Source organism: Streptomyces sp. NBC_01410 (assembly GCF_045040195.1).
Taxonomy (GTDB): Bacteria; Actinomycetota; Actinomycetes; order Streptomycetales; family Streptomycetaceae; genus Streptomyces.
This window is the reverse complement of the sequence record NZ_CP109530.1, coordinates 208204-227074: the sequence shown is the minus strand read 5'-3', so window position 1 is coordinate 227074 and position 18871 is coordinate 208204. Positions and strand designations below refer to the sequence as shown.

Annotated in this window: 16 protein-coding genes and 5 pseudogenes; 12 read left to right on the top strand and 9 right to left on the bottom strand. The window is 68.2% G+C overall.

The features are described from left to right. Positions 1 to 33: 33 nt before the first annotated feature. Positions 34 to 738 (bottom strand): helix-turn-helix transcriptional regulator, encoded by a 705-nt coding sequence (locus tag OG741_RS00975; RefSeq protein ID WP_405605331.1) that lies wholly within the window; start codon positions 736 to 738, stop codon positions 34 to 36. A gap of 84 nt (positions 739 to 822) precedes the next feature. On the opposite strand from OG741_RS00975, the gene OG741_RS00970 reads away from it, so the two are divergent. From OG741_RS00970 to OG741_RS00955, 4 genes are all read left to right on the top strand, one after another. Beyond that, a complete protein-coding gene (locus OG741_RS00970) occupies positions 823 to 1257 on the top strand; it encodes a hypothetical protein (protein WP_405594092.1) in 435 nt (144 codons plus the stop codon). Between the two features lie 208 nt (positions 1258 to 1465). Next, positions 1466 to 2581, top strand: coding sequence for a transaldolase (tal, locus tag OG741_RS00965; RefSeq protein ID WP_405594090.1), 1116 nt, complete (start codon positions 1466 to 1468; stop codon positions 2579 to 2581). A gap of 198 nt (positions 2582 to 2779) precedes the next feature. Continuing rightward, positions 2780 to 4033 carry an NAD(P)/FAD-dependent oxidoreductase gene (locus OG741_RS00960; protein WP_405594088.1) on the top strand — a complete coding sequence of 418 codons (1254 nt, stop codon included), beginning with the start codon at positions 2780 to 2782 and terminating at the stop codon, positions 4031 to 4033. 1700 nt (positions 4034 to 5733) lie between these two features. Continuing rightward, complete coding sequence (locus OG741_RS00955) at positions 5734 to 6096, top strand: peptidoglycan-binding protein (protein WP_405594085.1); 363 nt, start codon at positions 5734 to 5736, stop codon at positions 6094 to 6096. A 182-nt stretch (positions 6097 to 6278) separates the two neighbouring features. On the opposite strand, the gene OG741_RS00950 is transcribed toward OG741_RS00955, so the two are convergent. After that, complete coding sequence (locus tag OG741_RS00950) at positions 6279 to 6635, bottom strand: WYL domain-containing protein (RefSeq protein ID WP_405594082.1); 357 nt, start codon at positions 6633 to 6635, stop codon at positions 6279 to 6281. On the opposite strand from OG741_RS00950, the gene OG741_RS00945 reads away from it, so the two are divergent. From OG741_RS00945 to OG741_RS00935, 3 genes are read left to right on the top strand one after another with little or no spacing between them, the layout of a single operon-like run. Further along, positions 6556 to 6735, top strand: a complete 180-nt coding sequence (locus OG741_RS00945) for a hypothetical protein (protein WP_405606000.1) — start codon at positions 6556 to 6558, stop codon at positions 6733 to 6735. The genes OG741_RS00950 and OG741_RS00945 overlap by 80 nt on opposite strands. Next, entirely contained in the window at positions 6732 to 7004 is a 273-nt protein-coding gene (locus OG741_RS00940; RefSeq protein ID WP_405594079.1) for a WhiB family transcriptional regulator, read from the top strand. The genes OG741_RS00945 and OG741_RS00940 overlap by 4 nt, the downstream gene beginning before the upstream one ends. Beyond that, positions 7001 to 7546: a hypothetical protein gene (locus OG741_RS00935; RefSeq protein ID WP_405594077.1), complete on the top strand. Its 546-nt coding sequence runs from the start codon at positions 7001 to 7003 to the stop codon at positions 7544 to 7546. Before OG741_RS00940 ends, OG741_RS00935 begins: the two co-directional genes overlap by 4 nt. A 114-nt stretch (positions 7547 to 7660) precedes the next feature. On the opposite strand, the gene OG741_RS00930 is transcribed toward OG741_RS00935, so the two are convergent. From OG741_RS00930 to OG741_RS00910, 5 genes and pseudogenes are all read right to left on the bottom strand, one after another. Continuing rightward, complete coding sequence (locus OG741_RS00930) at positions 7661 to 7891, bottom strand: hypothetical protein (RefSeq protein WP_405594075.1); 231 nt, start codon at positions 7889 to 7891, stop codon at positions 7661 to 7663. A gap of 98 nt (positions 7892 to 7989) precedes the next feature. Further along, positions 7990 to 8286, bottom strand: a complete 297-nt coding sequence (locus OG741_RS00925) for a hypothetical protein (protein ID WP_405594073.1) — start codon at positions 8284 to 8286, stop codon at positions 7990 to 7992. 272 nt (positions 8287 to 8558) lie between these two features. Beyond that, positions 8559 to 8702, bottom strand: a complete 144-nt coding sequence (locus OG741_RS00920; RefSeq protein ID WP_405594071.1) for a hypothetical protein — start codon at positions 8700 to 8702, stop codon at positions 8559 to 8561. Beyond that, a complete protein-coding gene (locus OG741_RS00915; protein ID WP_405594069.1) occupies positions 8702 to 9607 on the bottom strand; it encodes a hypothetical protein in 906 nt (301 codons plus the stop codon). Before OG741_RS00915 ends, OG741_RS00920 begins: the two co-directional genes overlap by 1 nt. A gap of 142 nt (positions 9608 to 9749) precedes the next feature. After that, positions 9750 to 10432, bottom strand: a pseudogene (locus OG741_RS00910) (recombinase family protein). A 340-nt stretch (positions 10433 to 10772) separates the two neighbouring features. Between OG741_RS00910 and OG741_RS00905 the strand changes: the two are divergent. Continuing rightward, complete coding sequence (locus tag OG741_RS00905) at positions 10773 to 12701, top strand: pentapeptide repeat-containing protein (RefSeq protein ID WP_405594066.1); 1929 nt, start codon at positions 10773 to 10775, stop codon at positions 12699 to 12701. 678 nt (positions 12702 to 13379) lie between these two features. Continuing rightward, positions 13380 to 14426: pseudogene (locus OG741_RS00900) on the top strand (beta-propeller fold lactonase family protein); the annotation flags it as partial. A gap of 122 nt (positions 14427 to 14548) precedes the next feature. Here the strand turns inward: OG741_RS00900 and OG741_RS00895 are convergent. Continuing rightward, positions 14549 to 16102 (bottom strand): annotated as a pseudogene (locus tag OG741_RS00895) (ISL3 family transposase). A 76-nt stretch (positions 16103 to 16178) separates the two neighbouring features. Here OG741_RS00895 and OG741_RS00890 point away from each other — a divergent pair. Next, a pseudogene (locus tag OG741_RS00890) lies at positions 16179 to 16683 on the top strand (transposase); the annotation flags it as partial. On the opposite strand, the pseudogene OG741_RS00885 reads toward OG741_RS00890, so the two are convergent. Beyond that, positions 16675 to 16923: pseudogene (locus tag OG741_RS00885) on the bottom strand (transposase); the annotation flags it as partial. The pseudogenes OG741_RS00890 and OG741_RS00885 sit on opposite strands and share 9 nt — an antisense overlap. 365 nt (positions 16924 to 17288) lie before the next feature. Here OG741_RS00885 and OG741_RS00880 point away from each other — a divergent pair. After that, on the top strand, positions 17289 to 17792 hold the full coding sequence (locus OG741_RS00880) for an N-acetyltransferase (protein WP_283461651.1): 504 nt from the start codon (positions 17289 to 17291) through the stop codon (positions 17790 to 17792). A gap of 271 nt (positions 17793 to 18063) precedes the next feature. Further along, positions 18064 to 18859 (top strand): IS5 family transposase gene (locus OG741_RS00875; protein ID WP_405605329.1). Its coding sequence is split into 2 segments (ribosomal slippage): positions 18064 to 18306 and positions 18308 to 18859, totalling 795 coding nucleotides; the frame shifts between segments, so codons are not numbered across the junction. Positions 18860 to 18871 lie beyond the last annotated feature (12 nt).

Here is an 18871-nt window from a genome sequence, read left to right as displayed (position 1 = left end):
CTCGGGGATGTCGAACTGCCGGGCGGGAACGCCTCAGGACGGGCGCACGCTGGTGGGCGGTGAGGAAGCCGGCTCCAGACGGACACAGCAGTGACCGGGGCTGGGCGCCAGGCACGCATGGAGGCCGCTTTCGGCGAGCCCTTCCAGCACGCCGCGAAGCAGGTGGAGGTTCATGCCGCACACCGTCTGGGTGTGTTCGCGGGCGAGCGCGTGGAACGGGCAGTTGCCAAGGACGATGGCGTCACCGTCGCAGCGGGGTTCGAAGCCGTTCTCTTCCAGCACGGCGAACACATCTGCCTGGTCCGGTCCGGCGAGCTGTGTGCCTAGCTCGTGGGCCTTTCGGTGCAGGACTGAACGGACCGGTTCACCGGTGGCCTCGGATACCTCCAGCGCCTGGGCGAGGAGCCGTCCGGCCAGCTCGTAGTGCCGCTCGGGCAGGCTGACGGTGACCTGCTTGCTGGAGCGCTTGTAGAGCTTGGCGGGCCGGCCCGCTCCCGGGCCGGTGCGTCCGCTGCGCCGTTCGTAGACGACGTCGAGCAGTGATTCGTCAGCCAGCCGGTCCAGGTGGAAGGCCGCGGTCTGTCGGGCTAGGCCGAGGGCCTCGGCGGCTTCGTCGCGGCTGACCGGTCTCGGCTGGCGCACGACGTGGTCGTAAAGCCTCCTGCGGGTCGGCTCGCCGAGCGCGGCGACGGCGGAGACGTCGGGGCGGGGTGCTTCCTTCGAGTGGTCCACGAACACCAGTGTAAAACCAATAGCCATTGACTAAAGAAGGTATACGCGCTTCTATCGTTAGTAAAAGTTGTCGATAGAAGGAGGGGCGTCATGTCGTCCGCAACCACAACCACTACATCCGCCGTCCGGCGGGCATGGCTCACTGATCCCGGCTACCAGGCGTTCGTCATCCTGCGCACCGGGTTCACCGTGGCGCCGATCCTGTTCGGGCTGGACAAATTCGCCAACCTGCTCGTGGACTGGCCCACCTACCTCGCGCCGTGGATCAACGACGTCGTTCCTGGCAGCGCTCAGGCAGCCATGTACGCCGTCGGAGTGATCGAGATCGTCGCGGGCCTTGCCGTCGCGCTCGCTCCGCGCTTCGGCGGCTGGCTGGTGGCTGGATGGCTCGCCGGGATCATCGTCAACCTGCTGACCGTCCCAGGGCACTACGACATCGCGCTGCGCGACTTCGGCCTTCTGCTCGGCGCGGTCGCCCTCGCCCGGCTCGCGCAGCGCTACCACGGCAAGCGGAAGTCTCACTGACGGCAGGCAGCAGTCACGGAAGGTGAAGGCGGGTGGGCACTCCATCGGCTCACCCGCACGCGTTGCCGGGGCGGGCTCGGCAATTCCGGAATGCGGTTCACACCCGCCCGACATCGAGTCACTGCGCCGTCGCCGACCTCCTTGCGTGATCGAGGTCTACACCCGGTTCGCAGGAGATATCGGTGAAGCGAAGCGAGGGAGGAAGATCATGAGTGAGAACCTGGACCGGCTGGCCGCCCAAGGCGTAGCGGTCTGGCTGGACGATCTGAGCCGGGAGCGGCTCGCGGGTGGCCAGCTGACCGACCTGGTGCGGGAACAGCGGGTGGTCGGCATCACCAGCAACCCGACGATCTTCGCCAAGGCGATCCGTTCGGGTGCCCGCTACGACGAGCAGGTACAGGATCTCGCCCGGCGCGGGGTTCGGGTCGAGGAAGCCGTCAGGCTGCTGACGGCGTTCGACGTGCGCTGGGCCTGCGACGTACTGCGCCCGGTGTACGAGGCCAGTGACGGTGTCGACGGGCGAGTGTCGCTCGAGGTGGATCCGCGCGTCGCCCACGACTCTGCGGCGACGGTCGCCGAGGCGCGGGCCCTGTGGTGGCTGGTGGACCGCCCGAACATGTTCGTGAAGATTCCCGCCACGCAGAAGGGCACCGAGGCGATCAGCACGGCGCTTGCCGAGGGCATCAGTATCAACGTGACCCTGATCTTCTCTCTGGACCGCTACGACCAGGTGCTCCGCGCCTTCCTGGACGGCATGGGCAGGGCGCATGCGGCGGGCCACGACCTGACGTCCATCGCGTCGGTGGCCTCCTTCTTCGTCAGCCGGGTGGACACCGAGGTCGACAGCCGACTGGACAAGATCGGCACGCCGGAGGCACGAGACCTGCGCGGCCGGGCAGCAATCGCCAACGCCCGCCTGGCCTACCAGCACTTTGAGGAGGCGTGCGCATCAGACCAATGGAGGGCCCTGGCGGCGGCCGGGATGCGCCCGCAACGCCCGCTGTGGGCATCCACCGGGGTGAAGGACCCCGCCTACCACGACACCCGCTACGTCGACGAACTGGTGGCTCCCGGGGTGGTCAACACCATGCCGGAACAGACCCTGCGCGCGGTCGCGGACCACGGCCGCAACGAGGGCGACACCATCCATGGCACGTATGCGGCAGCCCAGCAGGTGCTGGATGACCTGGAGGCTGTCGGAGTGTCCTATGACGACGTGGTGCGTGTGCTGGAGGACGAGGGCATCGGCACGTTCACGGCCTCCGGCAACGAGCTCTTGGAGCAACTGGAAACCGAACTGCACACCAAGCGCGCCGCCGCCTGATGCAGCCCGTCGCCGACCGGATCGTCCCGGCAAAGCAGCCTCCTGCGACCACCGATCGGCAGACACACCGGCGAACACCGCAACCACCCGCGGCGCAGCGCCATCGACGACGATTGGCTCCAGGGCTGCAGGCGCGGACCAACTCGCAGCGGACCGCCATCGCTCTGCGGGCACAGCCAACGCAACCGAGGAGAGGACATGGCAGCGAACACAGGATTCGTGATCGTCGGAGCTGGCCTGGCCGGTGCGAAAGCAGCACAAACCCTCCGGAAAGAGGGCTTCGACGGCCCCATCGTGCTGCTCGGAGAGGAGAACCAGCGCCCCTACGAACGGCCGCCGCTGTCCAAGGGCTACCTGCTGGGCAAGGACGAGCGCGACAAGGTCTACGTCCATCCTCCCCAGTGGTACGCCGAGCACGACATCGACCTGCGCCTCGGCTCCGCAGCCACCGGCATCGACCCGGCCGGACATGAGGTGACGCTCGCTGACGGCAGCCGGGTCGGTTACGCGAAGCTGCTGCTGACGACCGGCTCCTCACCGCGCCGCCTGCCGGTGCCCGGAGCCGACCTCGACGGGGTGCTTTATCTGCGACGGCTCGCGGACAGCGACCGCATCAAGGAATCCTTCACGTCCGCATCCCGCGTTGCGGTGATCGGCGCCGGATGGATCGGGCTGGAGACCGCGGCCGCCGCCCGCGCGGCCGGTGTCGAGGTCACAGTGCTGCAGGCGGCGGAACTCCCGCTGCTGCGCGTGCTCGGCCGCGAGGTCGCCCAGATCTTCGCCGACCTGCACACCGATCACGGGGTCGACCTGCGCTTCGGTGTCCAGGTCGCCGAGATCACCAGCGCCGGCGGCCGAGCGAGTGGCGTGCTGCTGAACGACGGCAGCCGCATCGAAGCCGACGCCGTCATCGTCGGCATCGGCATCACCCCCAACAGCGGGCTTGCCGAGGCAGCCGGCCTCGAGATCGACAACGGCATCCGCGTCGACGCCCAACTGCGGTCCTCCGACCCCGACATCTACGCCGCGGGAGACGTCGCCAACGCCTTCCACCCGCTGCTCGGCAAACACATCCGCGTCGAACACTGGGCCAACGCCCTCAACCAGCCCCAGACCGCGGCCAAGGCCATGCTCGGCCAGGACGTGACCTACGACCGCATTCCGTACTTCTTCACCGACCAGTACGACCTGGGCATGGAGTACTCCGGCTACGTCGAACCCGGCGGCTACGACCGGGTGGTCTTCCGCGGCCGGACCGAGTCCCGCGAATTCATGGCCTTCTGGCTCGCCGACTCCCGGGTGCTGGCCGGCATGAACGTCAACGTCTGGGATGTCACCGAGCCGATCCGCGACCTCGTGGCCTCCGGGCACCCGGTGGACCCCAGCAGGCTCGCCGACCCCGACGTACCCCTGAGCGGCCTCCTCGGCCAGCCCGACTCCACCGGACGATAGCCCGGAGAAGGTGGTCTCAAGGTGACAGCCCCGCCTTCCTGCATATCCCGACCGAACCGGAGACCGCACAACCTCCAGTACGGGCGCACGGTATGCGCCACGGACCGCCCGCGCCTGCCCGATCCCGAACTGCCCTCCGCCTCCCCGGAACCAGCTCTGCCGCCTGAGCCGACGCGGCATCAAATACTCGACGTGGTGGTTCTGGTGGCCTTGCTGGCCGTGTGCGCCGGGTGTATCGCGTGGTCGGGAACGCCAGCTTCTCCGTGATTATCGGGGCAGTCGCCGGGCTGTACAGCACCTGGCGCATGCGGCGTGGACTGGCAGGTCGCTTTTCACCGGCACGTGCCCCTCCCGCAGGTCTGGGAATACGGAGTGGCACTGACAACCGTCAGCCAGGGCACCGTCGATACCAGCCGGGCCCGGCCGCGCTTCGAAGACATGACCTGACACCGCCCCGCCAGAAATCGTCGCTCTGCTGAAGACGCACGAGCCCCAGAGACCGCCCCTTGGCCGCCAGAGACTCGCCGACACCCTCCTGACGGCTATCGCCGCCACCTATGGCGAAGAGCAGCTCCTCCACCTCACCGACCTGATGCGTGATACCGGACTCGCGGTCTTCGTCAGCCGCTTGTGGCGCAGCATCGCCGAGGAACGCCCTCCTGCTCGTCGGGTGTGACGAGCCACCCGCCCCTGAGGGCACCGGAGGAATCGACGAGATGTGGGCCACATCCCGGAAGGCAGGTTGAGACAAGGCCGCACGGGCTGCGTATCGCCTCACAACGAAGCAGCGAAAGCCCGACCCGTACCGCCCGCCCGTACCGCCCGCCTCTCCGTCACAGACCCACCCCTGCGACCGTCATCTGACCATTTGGTGCGTAGTCACCCATGAAGGACATCGCTGTTTCTCCGCGGCAAGACATTCCATGGACGTTGGTTGAGGAGGACCGCCGGTGGGATTCAGCGACACCGAACCTCAGCGAGCTCACAGTTCAGGTCCCGATCTCGCGCAAGAGATCCGGGACTCCTTCCAGGTCGTGCTGGACGCCTTGGAGGCAGCACGCGCCGATCTCTACGCGATTGACGAGCAGCAGGGCCGGCCCGACGCCACGCCGTCCTGGCAACAATCCAGCGAACCGACCGGGGACGCGGGCGTCAGTCATCCGCCCCCGTCTGTGTCCTTGCCCCCGGCTCCGCCCCTACCCCGACGGACACAGCCTGTGGGGCCTGGGCCATTGTGCCGGGATCTGGATCCTCCGCACACCGTCGAGCCGTATGCAGTGGAGCCGCTGAGGACCGGTGGCGTACGGCAGGCCGACGCTCCGGAGGATGTCGTGGTGGAGCCCCTGTGGTTGCGCGCCACGCATCTGGAGCCTGTTCCGCCCCCGCCGTTGGGAACGCCACCCCCGGTGGGAAGGCCGCCGATGGCGAGTGGCGCACGTCGGACGTACGTCGCACCGCCGCTGACCCATCCTCCTCCGCAGGAGGGCGCGCGCGGCCGGGCCGGCCCGCACCCGTACACCAACCCATCGGCTACCCCCGGGCGCCCGGCTCCGCCCTCGGACCAACTCCTTGCCCCGTCCTCCAAGTCGCCGCTGCCATCACCCCCCGTCCGGGCGCACGCGAAGAACAGATGCCGAGGATGGCGGCGCTTCGCCGACCGACGGGACACTCGTGTCGTAGGAGTCTTCGGACTGGGCGCCGTGAGCGGACTGATCCTCGCATCTTCGCTGCTGGGCATCGACAACCCCGGACCGGCGGTCCCGTCCGCGCCGTCCGAACAACTGGACCGGCCGCCCGCGCCCGACAAACCCGCTCCCAGGCTCCCCGAGATCCCGGGCACGGGCGTGCTGCGCCATGGCGACAGCGGCCATGGGGTATACGAGCTGCAGGTCCGTCTGCTCCAGGTCCCCAACGTGTACGACGGCGGCGCGATCGATGGTCGCTACGACACGGAGGTCCGAGCGGCCGTGGCCAGATTCCAGCAGTGGTACGGCGTTCGCGGGGACGAGACGGGCATCTACGGCAACAACACGCGCCTCGCCCTCATGTTGCGTACCAAGTGAGGTCGATCCGGGAAAGGTTCAAGGGTTCGGACGCTGCCTGCGCGAGGGCGCGCATCACCAGGGTCGTCTTGCGGCCCCACCGCCCGGACCGGTCCTGAGCGCACACTGATCACCTTCGTCCGAAGGCGAGTAACCCTCTGACACCAGTTGCGGCTGAGACCTCGTACCCGGCGCAACGCCCCCTATCGGGGCTGACCGCCTCCGTTGTCCTCGAACAGGTCTCGGGTACGGCGCAGCAGCGCCTCCCGTACCCGGTCCGGTGACAGGACCCGTAGCGTGGTGCCCAGGGCGAGGCAGTAGTTGGCGAGTTGGTCGGCGTCGTTGCCGCCGATTTCGACGATGGTGGCATCGGGGCCGTCCGGGTGATGGGTGCCGATGGTGGGCGGGACCAGCCGTAGCGCCTGGTCCATGGGGTGCGGTAGCCGGACTGTCACACAGAGCGGGTACACGACGCCCGCGATGGATCGGGAGACGAGGAGCGGCCGCCCGGCCGACGTGCTGGAGACCGTCTCCGCCAGCAGGCACGACAACACCCTCATCGCCGACCAGCGCGCCGTCCAACTCGGCGGCGACGCCCACACCCACGCCGACCGCAACGGCGACATGTACGTCGTCCGCCCGAGCGGAGCGACGTCGTGAGCGCCCGCCTCGCCCCGTTCCCGCAGTTCACCGGCGCCGAGCCCTGCCAGGCCCCGGACACCGACCCCGCCTGGTTGACCAGCGACGACACGAACGACCGAGCCGCCGCCCAACTGGCCTGCCTGCGCTGCCCGAACCACGAGGCCCGCCTGGCCTGGGCCATCGACCACCCGACCGACGCCGGCGACGCCATCTGGGCCGCCACCACCGCCAACCGGCGCTCCAAACTGCGCCGCGAATTCACCACCACCCCGAAGGAGCCGAAGTGAACGTCGCAGACCGCGCCACCATCGTTGACCGCCTCAAGCGCGGCTGCAGCGCCGCCAGCATCCAGGCCGAACTGCCCGACGTGTCCGTGGGCGAGATCGCCGCCATCGCCGAGACCGAGGGACTGACCAAGGCCCACACCAAGGCCGGAGCCTCCCCGATCTCGGACATCGACCCGCAGCTGGCGCGCGCCCTGGCCGCCCTGGCCTGGGGCGAGAACAGCCACACCGCGCGAGTGAGGAACCTGGCCAAGCGCACCCGTGACGGACTCACCGAACTCCTTGACCTGCAGGCCAACGCCGGACGGATCGCCGCCGCCGAGGCCGAGGTCGCTGCTCTGCAGAAGAAGTTGCCCACGGCCCGGACGAAGCTGCACCGGGCCAAGAACGGCAAGCCTCAGATGCCGATGGCCGAGATTCGAGCCTGGGCCAAGGGACAGGGCATGAAGGTCGGCGATGGCGGGGTCCTGCCGAAGAACGTCATCGACGCGTGGAAGCGGCGGAACACCACGGCCACCGTTCCCGCCCAGCGTCAGGCCGGGTAGTCCGATGGCCGCCTTACCCGCTGGTGCGAAAGGCGGCCAGCCGCTCGCCGGTACGGGACGGGTGACCCTCTCCCGCACCGGCGGCGGCGCCGGCTTCGGCGCGTACGCGCTGCTCTACACCACCCGGCTGGTGCCCGGCGGGGGAGTGGAGGCGATCATCGCCGCCGCCCGCCCCGAGGACACCGACCCGGCCTGGAGACTCCAACACCCCTGGCCGTACGGGCCGCAGGCCAGCGAGACCCGGCCGCTGATGCGGTGGGCCGCCGCCTGGACGAGCAGCTCAAGGCCGACAGCGCGGCCGACTACCGCGTGCGTCTGGCCGTCGACCTGGTCCGCATCGGCCACAACACGCGCATCATCCCGCCGCCCCATGCGGTTGATCTCCCGCTCGCCGTCTGGGAGCCAGGAGCCAGAACCATGTCCCGTCAATGCGGCCCGGAGCGTCACCACTGCTCGGCCAGCCTGAGAACCAGGACCAGCACCGCTGACGCCAGCACGAACAGGACCCAGGCCGCGATCCACGGCCGGCGTCCGTTCACCAGGTGTCCGACGGCCCCGGTGATCTCGACGGCGGCGCCGATCAACCCCAGGACGCCGATGACCGCTGCGGTCCAGTATGCCCAGGCGTGCTCGCCGAGGTACCTCAGCAGCAGGACGGCCGGCAGCAGGAGCACGGCCGGCCAGGTGTCGGCGCTGCCCGGAGTCCGGCGCCGTTCTGTCTGGGCTGCTGGAGATTCCACGGTGTCCCCCATATCCGCGATCAAGGTCCGGCGCCCTGGAGGACGTCGGACCTTGATCGCGGGTTGCCCGTCGGCGTTGTCTTCGCTTCGCAGGCGCGCTGGCAGAGGAGGCGCCTTTTCCGGAGCCATCCCTGCCAGTCCGTGGACTCCGAATAAGCAGCCGATATCAGGAGTCCACGGGCTGACGTGCCCTCAGCATCGGCCGACGAGGGCACGATAGGGTCCGCTCGGTGTCACAGTTATGCCGGTAACAGTGACGCCGGAGCCTCCTGTCACTTCATGAGCGTGTGCACCGCCGTCATGACGGCCACTCCCACGAGCAGCGCGACGCCAATAGTGGGGTGCAGGAACGCGATGTACGTGCCGATGCCGCCGACGACCAGCAGCAGGGCAGTCCGGGTGTCGAGGCCGTTCATCAGCGGCAGCCCCTGGCAGTACGGATAGAGCAGATGCTGGAAGGAACCTCGATGTCGCCGCGCCGCTGTTTGGCGCGACGGCACTGCTCATCTGCTTGGCGTTTGGCCTTGCGCAGAACTCGTTTACCGAATGCCGCCGGGTCGGTGGCGCCGGTGGCTGCCGCGGCCTCCGTCCAGGTTGAACCCTCGCCTTCCGCGTACGCGAAGACGACCAGCCGCTCGGCCGGATCCAGGCCGCGCAGCACTGCGTTGAGCCGTTCGTCCTCGAACACCCCGCCCGCCGTTCGTGCGAGCAGGTCGACGTCAGTGGCGACCAAGTCGTACAGCGACAACCCGTTACCGAGAGCGGCGTCCAAGGACAGCACCCGTCCATGCCGGGTTCGGCGCCGCCACACCGGGACCAGCTGCCGGTGTACCAAACGGGCCTCTGCCTTCAACGTGCCGACGGCCGTCGACGGCAGATGGTTGTCCGTCCACAGGGAGGCGCTCCAGTCGCCCAGCAGTGCAGTGGACACTGCTTCGCGCCACCGCTCGCTGCGCGGGACCACGAGTGTCTTCGCAGCAAGGCTATCTACGATCCCCGCGATCGCTGAGGCGTCGGTCGCGGTGGGCACCAGGTGCTGGACTAGCAGAGCGTGCACAAGGTCGGAGGCCCCTTCCTCGACGACTGGCGGCACAATTGTCACTGCCATCGCTTCCTGCGTCTTCCAGAAGTTGGGTGGCGTTGCGACCAAGTCCAAACCGGCTTCGGTCTTCTTGAGCACCCATGTGAACGGCTCAAGCGGTTGGAGGCGGGTCGTGGGTTCCAGATGCTTGGTGAGGTGCATGATCTTGCTGAGCCTCGCCAAGTGGTCGGCCTCGCCGCTAATCAAGTCATTGACTGGAGGGAGGGGAGGGGTGGTCAACGTGCTGCGCTCCTTCTGTGCGTGTCTACGTTCACCTCCCGGCCCCGGGCGGCGGGCGGACTGACAAAAAATCTGGCCGAGTTGAGTGTGATGCTGGCCACATACAGCGTGGGCAGAGGTCACCTGGCACGAGCCTGTTCCGTCAGCGAGGCCCGGGCAGCGCCGGACGCGACTCGTTCGCAGCGAGAGAGTCCCGACCCGCCACCAGCTCGGGCACGTACTTGTAGAGGGTCGTACGGGAGACCCCAAGCAGTTTCGCGATCGAAGTCACCGTGTTGTCGGGCTGCGTGAGCAGAGCTCGGGCATGCCGGATCTGCTCGGCGGTCATCGCCGGGGGCCGCCCGATGCGTTCCCCGCGAGCGCGAGCAGCCTCCAGGCCCTCGTGGGTTCCCTGCACGATGAGTTCGCGGATGAACTCCGCCAGGGCCGCGAACACGTGGAACACCAACCTCCCACCGGGGGTGGTGGTGTCGAGGGCCTCGTGGAGCGACTGGAAGCCGATGTCCCGCTTGCGCAGGCCGGACACGATGGCGATCAGGTCCTGGATCGAGCGGCCGAGTCGGTCGAGAGAGGGCACCACGAGGGTGTCGCCGGGTCGCAGGTAGTCGAGGCACTTCCACAGCTCCTCGCGTTCCGCATTTTTCCGGACTTCTTGTCGGCGAAGACCCGCGCGCAGCCAGCCTCAGTGAGAGCTGCGATCTGCCGATCCAGCAGCTGTCCCTTCGTGGACACGCGTGCGTACCCGACCCGGGCACCGGACGAGCTGGCGGGGGAGGCCCCCGGCGGGCTGTCAGCTTCCGCCCACTCTGAAGGTGTCGTCGTCATGCTCAGCACCGTACAGAAAAGGGTCCTGACGTGTTGTTGGACGACCTGAGTTATTGAACACCCTTGTTGAACAACGGAAGTCGCATCCGGCCCGGCGTGTTGATGGTCAGGGCCCTGTGTCCAAGAACCGATCGATTGATGGACAGCCCTTCGCCTCGGATATCGAGCGGATATCCGACGCGACCACCCCCACAGGGCAGTTGTTGTCGGACCGCAGGGAGGATTTCAGGAGCGCACGATTCCTTTCAGTAGGCCTTCAGTGCCGCAGCGAAGACTTCAGTACTGCGGCCTCGGAGGGAAGGCTGGCAACCATCCGACCGTGCTCGATCGTCCTTTGGGCATGCCACACCCGAGCCCCGAACCGTCCCTGACTCCGCCTGATTGGCCTCACTGTGGCCACGGCACCACCCCGGAGGACCCGGTCGGCTGCCGTGGCATCCACGTCCCCGGCCACACCGCGTGCCTCGCCCACCTGGCCGACGCCGACCGCGACGCCTACCTGGCCGGCCTGACCCCCGGCACCGATATCGACCACCGCGGCACCCTCTTCTCCCAACCTCTCCTCGCAGCCCTCCTCGGCGCGCTCCGCGACCCCGCCACCGGACACCCCCGCTTCGGTGTCGCCCGGTTCGGGTCGGCGACCTTCCAGGGCCGCGCCTGGTTCGTGTCGGCGACCTTCGAGGGCCGCGCCGGGTTCCGGCGGGCGACCTTCGAGGGCGACGCCGAGTTTGGGTCGGCGACCTTCAAGAGCATTGCCTGGTTCGTGTCGGCGACCTTCGAGGGCACCGCCGGGTTCAGTCCCGCGACCTTCGAAGGCGACGCCAGGTTCGAGTCAGCGACTTTCAAGGGCGACGCCGGGTTCGGGTCGGCGACGTTCCAGGGCGAGGCCAGGTTCGACTCGGCGACCTTCAAGGACATCGCTGGGTTCAATTCGGTGACCTTCGAGGGCGCCGGCAGGTTCGGGTCGGCGACCTTCAAGAGCATTGCCTGGTTCGAGTCGGCGACCTTCAGGGGCACCACGAGGTACGGGTGGCGGCCCATCGAGGGCTCCGCCTGGTTCGACTCGGCGACCTTCGAGGGCGACGCCCGGTTCGAGTCGGCGTCGATCGAGGGCTCCGCCAGGTTCGAGTCGGCGACCTTCCAGGGCATCGCCGGGTTCGAGTCGGCGACTATCGAGGGTGCCGCCTGGTTCGAGTCGGCGACCTTCCAGGGCATCGCCGGGTTCGAGTCGGCGACCTTCAAGGGTGCCGCCTGGTTCGACTCGGCGACCTTCCAGAGCGACGCCGGGTTCGAGTCGGCGACGCATCTGCGCTATGCCACGGTGGACTTCGCTCACGCGGTCTTCGAATACCCCCTCACGATCGCCGCTGAGACCGACCCCTTCGTGCTGCCCGACGGACGGCCGGTGGCAGAACAGGCTCTTGCCGGCGCGCCCGACGCCACGGTGCGGATGGCCTCGCTACGTGGGGTGGATGCGGCCCATCTGGTCCTCGCCGACGTCGACCTGTCGGGGTGCCTGTTCACCGGGACCGTGCATCTGGACCAGTTACGGCTGGAGGGCACCTGCTCCTTCGACAAGGTCCCACCCCGCACGCACTGGCGGCGCTGGCGCCCCATACGGTTCACCCAGCGCCGCACCCTCGCCGAAGAACACCACTGGCGCGCGAGCCAACCGACAGCAGTCGGGGGCTGGAACGTGGCGGTGTTCGGCGCCGGACATGTCGGGCCGGCGCAGCTGGCGCCGGTGTACCGGGCGCTGCGTAAGGCGTTCGAGGACGGCAAGAACGAGCCGGGGGCGGCGGATTTCTACTACGGCGAGATGGAGATGCGCCGCCACGACCGTACCGGCACCACCAGCGCCGAACGCGGTCTGCTGCACGGCTATTGGGTGCTGTCTGGCTATGGCCTGCGCGCCTCCCGAGCCCTGGGCTGGCTCGCTGCCGCCATGCTCGTCACCATCGTGTTGCTGATGGGCTTCGGGCTCCCCCGGGACTCCCCGAAGCAGCAGGCGACCGGCACTGTGCCGCCCGGCGGTGGCAAGGTCACTTTCGAGATCGACAAGGCTGATCCCCAGAATCCCACGGGGGAAAGGTTCACCGGCGAGCGCTTCGAGAAGGCCCTGAACGTCACCCTCAACTCGGTGGTGTTCCGCTCCTCCGGCCAGGACCTGACCACCGTCGGCACCTACATCGAGATGACCTCCCGCGTGACCGAGCCCGTCCTTCTGGGCCTGGCGGTCTTGGCCGTCCGTAACCGCGTCAAACGGTGACCCAGCGCTCCCACGCCAAGGGCCGGCAGACACCGCGACCATCGGAACTCAAGCTCGGGTGCGCCCGAGCCGCCACGAGCCGCCGCAAGGAAGATTCAGTGCCCAGGTCACAGCCCCGCCCACTGAAATCTTCCGTGCGGCCCGACAGTTGTACGCGAATCGCGGACATGGGTTTCGGGGGCCGTCCGGACAGCCCGACCCACCGAGCCCGGACAGCCGTTTCCCGGGAGACGGCCGAGCGGCCGCCGAAACCCGCGCCTTCCTCCCCCACACCCCGGCACTCACCCGAACCGCCCGCCGGCGGAACTCTGGGCGTCAGCTCCCGGTGCCAGCGAAGGCAGCGGAGACGAAACGTGTCATAACGCCAGAATCCAGGAATAGAACCTAAAGTGACGCACGATCACACTGGGTGATCCGCGGCTTGTTGCCGACGCCTTGAGGGCGGTCGGCGGAGGCCGCTTCTCTCGTGAGACGGAGGTGCTGGTGGACAGGCGCGAGAGCAAACGGACCCGGTTGAATCGGCGTACAGAGCCCGAGCGGAGCGGCCTTCGGCCGTGGTCGATGGTATGGGTACGGGCCTTGATGGCGGGGCTGGCCATCCTGGCGGGACTGGCCTTGCCGGTCGTCACCCCTTCCCCGGCCTGGGCCGCCCCGGATTAGAACGCCTACGTCACCAACGCCACTTCGAACACTGTGTCGGTGATCGATGCGGCCACCAACACGGTCACCGCGACCATCCCCGTAGGCACTCAGCCGGTCGGTGCAGCCGTCACTCCGGACGGGGCGCACGCCTACGTCACCAACCGGGGCTCGGGCACTGTGTCGGTGATCGATACCGCCAGCAACACGGTCACCGCCACCGTCAACGTCGGCAGCAGTCCGGTCGCTGTGGCGGTCAACCCGGACGGCCAGCACGCCTACGTCACCAACGGGAGCGCGAACACTGTGTCGGTGATCGATACCGCTACCAACACGGTCACCGCCACCGTCTTCGTCGGCTCCCAGCCGTTCGCTGTGGCGGTCACCCCGGACGGAGCGCACGCCTACGTCGCCAACGTGGGCGCGAAAGACGTGTCGGTGATCGATACGGCCACCAACACGGTCACCGACACCGTTCTCCTCGGCGTTGGCACCTCGCCGCAGGCTGTCGCAGTTACCCCGGACGGCCTGCAGGCCTACGTCGCCAACACAAACGCGGACACAGTGTCGGTGATCGATACCGCCACCAACACGGTCACCGCCACCGTCACCGTCGGCAGCGGTCCGTTCGCTGTGGCGATCGGCTCGTTCACGCCGACGCCGCCGACGCCTTCCTTGACCATCACCAAGAGCCACACCGGGAACTTCGTCCGAGGCCAGCAGGGCACCTACACCATCACTGTCGGCAACAACGGGACCGCCCCGACCGATGGCACCACGGTCACCTTCCAGGACACCCTCCCGGCAGCACTCAACCTCAACAGGGTCACCGCCCCCGGATGGGAATGCACCCGGCTCCCCCTCACCTGCACGCGCAGTGACGTCCTGGCCGCCGGGAGCAGCTACCCGCCCATCACCATGAGGGTCCGCGTCGCCCGCAACGCCCCCTCTCAGGTCACCAACACCGCCACCGTCACCGGAGGCGGCGACACCGACACCCACACCGCCACCGACCCCACCACCATCACCGGCAACTGGCAAAACTGGGAATGGAACTGGCACCGGCCACCCCACCGCCCCCGGTGAGTACCGCAGCGGGAGTACATAACCGCGCGACCGTGAGCGACCAGTGGTGCCCAGCAACATCCCGGCAGGGGACTGTAAATCGTTCGGCCCTGGCTCACATTCGGTGGTGGCGGAGGGTGACGCTATCCGAGGAGGATGCGGTGGCGGAGGAGCGGGAAGCCTGCCTGGCCGTACATCTGCCGCGCGATCAGCTTGGTCTTGGTGTTGACGCCCTCGGTGGGTCCGTTGCTGTGCGGGAGGGTGAGAGCGGCGATCGCAGCCTCACGGTCTCGCTCCAGCCCTCGGGTGAAGGCGTGCAGGTGCGGCAGATCGGCCGCGCGGACCTGGGCGATCCAGAACTCGAGCGTGTCGGCATTTCCTGGGTGTGGCTTCAGGAGCTGGGCGAAGGTCCGGATGTGGGCGGCCAGCTGTGTCACCTCGGGGCAGGCGGCGGTGAGCCAGGCGAGGAGGCCGTGATGCTCTGACGTGAGGTTGTCGGGCCTGGTGAGCAGCATCCGGGCGAGCCTGCGCGCGGAGATGTGGCAGCGGTCGGCGTCCGCGCGGCCTTGGTTGATGTACTTGTGAAGCAGGTTGACGCAGCCCGTGAACCCGAGGGCTTTGATCTCTTCGAAGAGGTGCAGGACGGGGACGGCGGGGTCTTCGGCCCGGCCTTTTTACAGGTGCTCGCGGTAGGGATCGACAAGGCTGGCCCGGTACTTGGGGACGCGGAGCATCCGCTCGGGTCGGTCGGCGCGGGCGTAGCGCTTGACGGTGTTCAGGGACAGTTGCAGGCAGCGGGCACATTCGAGCAAGCCCACGCCCGCCTCAAGGAGGTCGTGGACCTGGTGCCAGCGCTCCAGGGTGGTCTGGGCGCGGGGCCCGTCGTACAGGGGTGCGTCCAGCACGGTGGCCCAGCAGCCGCTGTGCGCCTTGACCTCGCTCAGGGCGCCTTCGCACAGGTTGTGCCACAAATGCCATCGATCAGCGACCTGTGTTGCCTTGGGCAGGGCGCGGCGGATGGCCTCGGCGTAGGTGGCCGAGCCGTCGCGGCACACGATCTCGACGCCCGGATGGGTCCGCAGCCACGATTCCAGGGTGTCGGCCGTGCGGTCGGGCAGTACGTCGATCCGCTCATGGGTCTCGGCGTCGATCACCACGGTGGCATAGCGGTGCCGCCGGCGCAGAGCGAAATCGTCGACGCCTATCACGCGAGGCACCCGCCCGACGGCCAACGGGATGCGCAACAGGGCGCGCAGGGCAGTGTGACGCGACAAGCCCACCGCGGGTATCGAAAGCAAACGTGCCCCCGCCCGGCCCGCTAACTCTTTGACCACGGCCTTGACTTGCCTGGTCAGACGGGCTGTGCGTCGCTGGTATCGCTCCAGCACGCCAGGCACCTGCTCGCGGAAGGTGTGACGGCAGCCGCGCGTGGGACACACCAGGCGCCGCACCCGCACACGGACCACCACCCGCCGCCCGTCCACCGGTACGTCGGCCACGGTCCGCAGGTGAAAGCCGTGCACACGATCGGACGGCGCCCCGCAACCCGGACACGGCACCGGTTCCTCCGGCGTCCGTGCCCGCACCAGAATCCGCTCGGCCTCGTCGGTCACATCCTCGATGGCCAGCGGCGACAGACCCGAAAACACCACATCTACAAGCTCGTTGACATCACGCACGCCATGCCAACGACCCATCACAACCCTCCGTCACCACCGAATGTGAGACAGGGCCAAACGAACGGTGTAACTCCTGATCATGGAAGATGCGCCGATGACCAGTAACAACGTGCCTGAACCTGAGACCGTCGAGGTGGCTGAGCCGCAGTCGGCAAAGGCCGTGGACAACGAGCTGATCGAGGAGTTGGTGGTCCGGGCCAAAGCCGAGGGGCTGCAGCTGACCGGCGACGGAGGGCTGTTGCAGCAGCTGACGAAACGGCTGCTGGAGTCCGCTCTGGAGGGCGAGGTCACCGACCACCTCGGCTATGACCGGCACGATCCGGCCGGGAAGAACGGTGGCAATTCCCGCAACGGCGCCCGTTCCAAGACCGTGTTGACCGAGGTCGGCCCGGTGGAGATAGCCGTTCCCCGCGACCGCGACGGCTCCTTCGAACCGAAGATCGTGCGAAAGAGGCAGAAGCGCCTGACCGGCGTCGACGAGATGGTGATCTCGCTCGCCGCGAAGGGCCTGACGACCGGCGAGGTCCAGGCCCACCTGGCCCAGGTCTATGGCTACCGACGTCTCCCGCCAGACCATCTCGACCATCACCGACAAGGTCGGGAAGTCCTTTCAGCCCGTCGCAGACGAGCATGAGGACGTCGCCAACGCCGCGGTTCTTGATCTCGGTGAGGATGTGCAGCCAGTGCTTGGCTCCTTCTCCGCCGTCGCCGGCCCACAGCCCAAGGATCTCGCGTCGGCCCTCGGTGGTGACTGCGAGGGCGACGTAGACGGGGCGGTTCGCGACGGCACCGTCCCTGATTTTCACGTGGATCGCGTCGATGAAGATCACGGGGTAAATCGCCCCCGATCAGGAAGATCATCTCGACCACCAACGCGACCGCTGCCCTCAAACGTCTCTACCTGACCACGCTCGCCCTGGACCCCACCGGCCGCGGACGCCAACGCTGGTCCAACCGCTGGAAGGACGCGATGAACGGCTTCGACATCGCCTTCGACGGCAGACTCTCGGCCGAACGATCGTAGGCCAGTCAGATCAACCAGAAACCTTTAGAAGCCGTTGCCATACCGATCATGGAGTCTGTCGATCGAACGGGAGTCTCGATCGGGTGATCGCGGGCCTTGCCCGGCATGAGAGCAGAGCCTGGCGGTATGCGGGGAAAATCCAGGGGAGCGGACGGCCGCGCGCTGCTACGGTCGGGCGCCATGAGCTGGCTTCCCGATGACTTCGTCCACCCCGTCCTGGTACCGCTGCCGGGCGGTGGTCATCACCTGCGGCCGATCCGGGAGGTGGACACCCCGCTCGACTATCCGGCTGTGATGGGTTCGCGCGAGCGGCTGTGGACCATTTTCGGCCCGGCCTGGGGCTGGCCCGCGGACACCATGACCTACGAGGCCGACCAGGCCGACCTTTTGCGGCACGAGAAGGAGATCGCCGCGCACCAGTCCTTCAACTACGCGCTGTTCGACGCGGCGGAGACAGTTCTGCTCGGCTGTGTCTACATCGACCCGCCGGAGAGGGCCGGCGCGGACGGCGAGATCTCCTGGTGGGTGGTGGACGAGCTGGTGGGCAGCAAGGTCGAGCAGGCCCTCGACGCGCTGGTGCCGCAGTGGATCGCCGCCGACTGGCCGTTCGAGCAGCCGCGCTTCCTCGGCCGTGAGATCTCCTGGTCGGACTGGCTCGCCCTGCCGCAGCATCCCGACACGTAAGTGGTTGTTGCCCGTACCGATCTCAAAGGCTGTCGGTCGAACGGGAGTCTCGATCGGGTGACTGCGGCGGTTTCCGCGCGTGGAAGCAGGGCCTCCTGGTAGCTCGGGGGTGCGATCCCATTCCGAGTGGTTCCCGGAGGCCCTGTTGTCTTTGTTGTACGTGCCCGAGCATGTTGACTTCAACTCGCCCGCCGTGTCGTGCGATTGCCTCGCGCATGTGTACGGCAACGCGGCCGACCATCCGGACCGGGTGCGCCGGTATCCGTCGGACATGACGGACGCGGAGTGGGCGGCCGTCCGGCCGTTGCTGCCGGTGCCTGCCTGGTTCCAGGGGCGGGGTGGACGGCCCGAGGGCTACTGTCATCGGCAGTTGTTGGACGCGATCCGCTACCTGGTCGCGGGCGGGATCTCGTGGCGGGCGATGCCCGCGGACTTCCCCGATTGGGGCCGGGTCTACGCCTTCTTCCGCCGCTGGCGTGAGCACGGGCTGATCGCCGAGTTCCACGACCGGCTGCGCGGGACGGGTGCGTGAGCGCGAGGGCCGTGAGGCCGAGCCCACAGCGGGGATCATCGACGCGCAGTCGGTGCGGGCCGCCGCGACGGTGCCGGCCGCCTCACGCGGCTACGACGGCGGGAAGAAGGTGCCGGGCCGCAAGCGGCACATTGTGACCGACACCCTCGGCCTGCTCCTGGTCGTCGCGGTCACGGCTGCGAACATCGGCGACCGGGACGCCGCGGCGGGCCTGCTGATGCGGCTGCGCCGTATGCACCGCGACATCACCCTCGTGTGGGCCGACGGCGGCTACACCGGCGGCCTTGTCGGCTGGTGCCGGGACAAGCTCGCCCTGACCTTGGAGATCGTCAAGCGCACCGACGACATGGCAGGGTTCGTGGTGCTGCCGAGGCGGTGGGTGGCAGAGCGCACGTTCGCGTGGTTGATGAACTCCCGCCGTCTGGCCCGGGACTACGAGACCCTGCCCGCCACCAGCGAGGCGATGATCCGGTGGTCGATGGTCACGCGGATGAGCCGGCGTCTGGGACGGCCACGGTCCGCCGGACGGCACTGAACGCCCCCGACG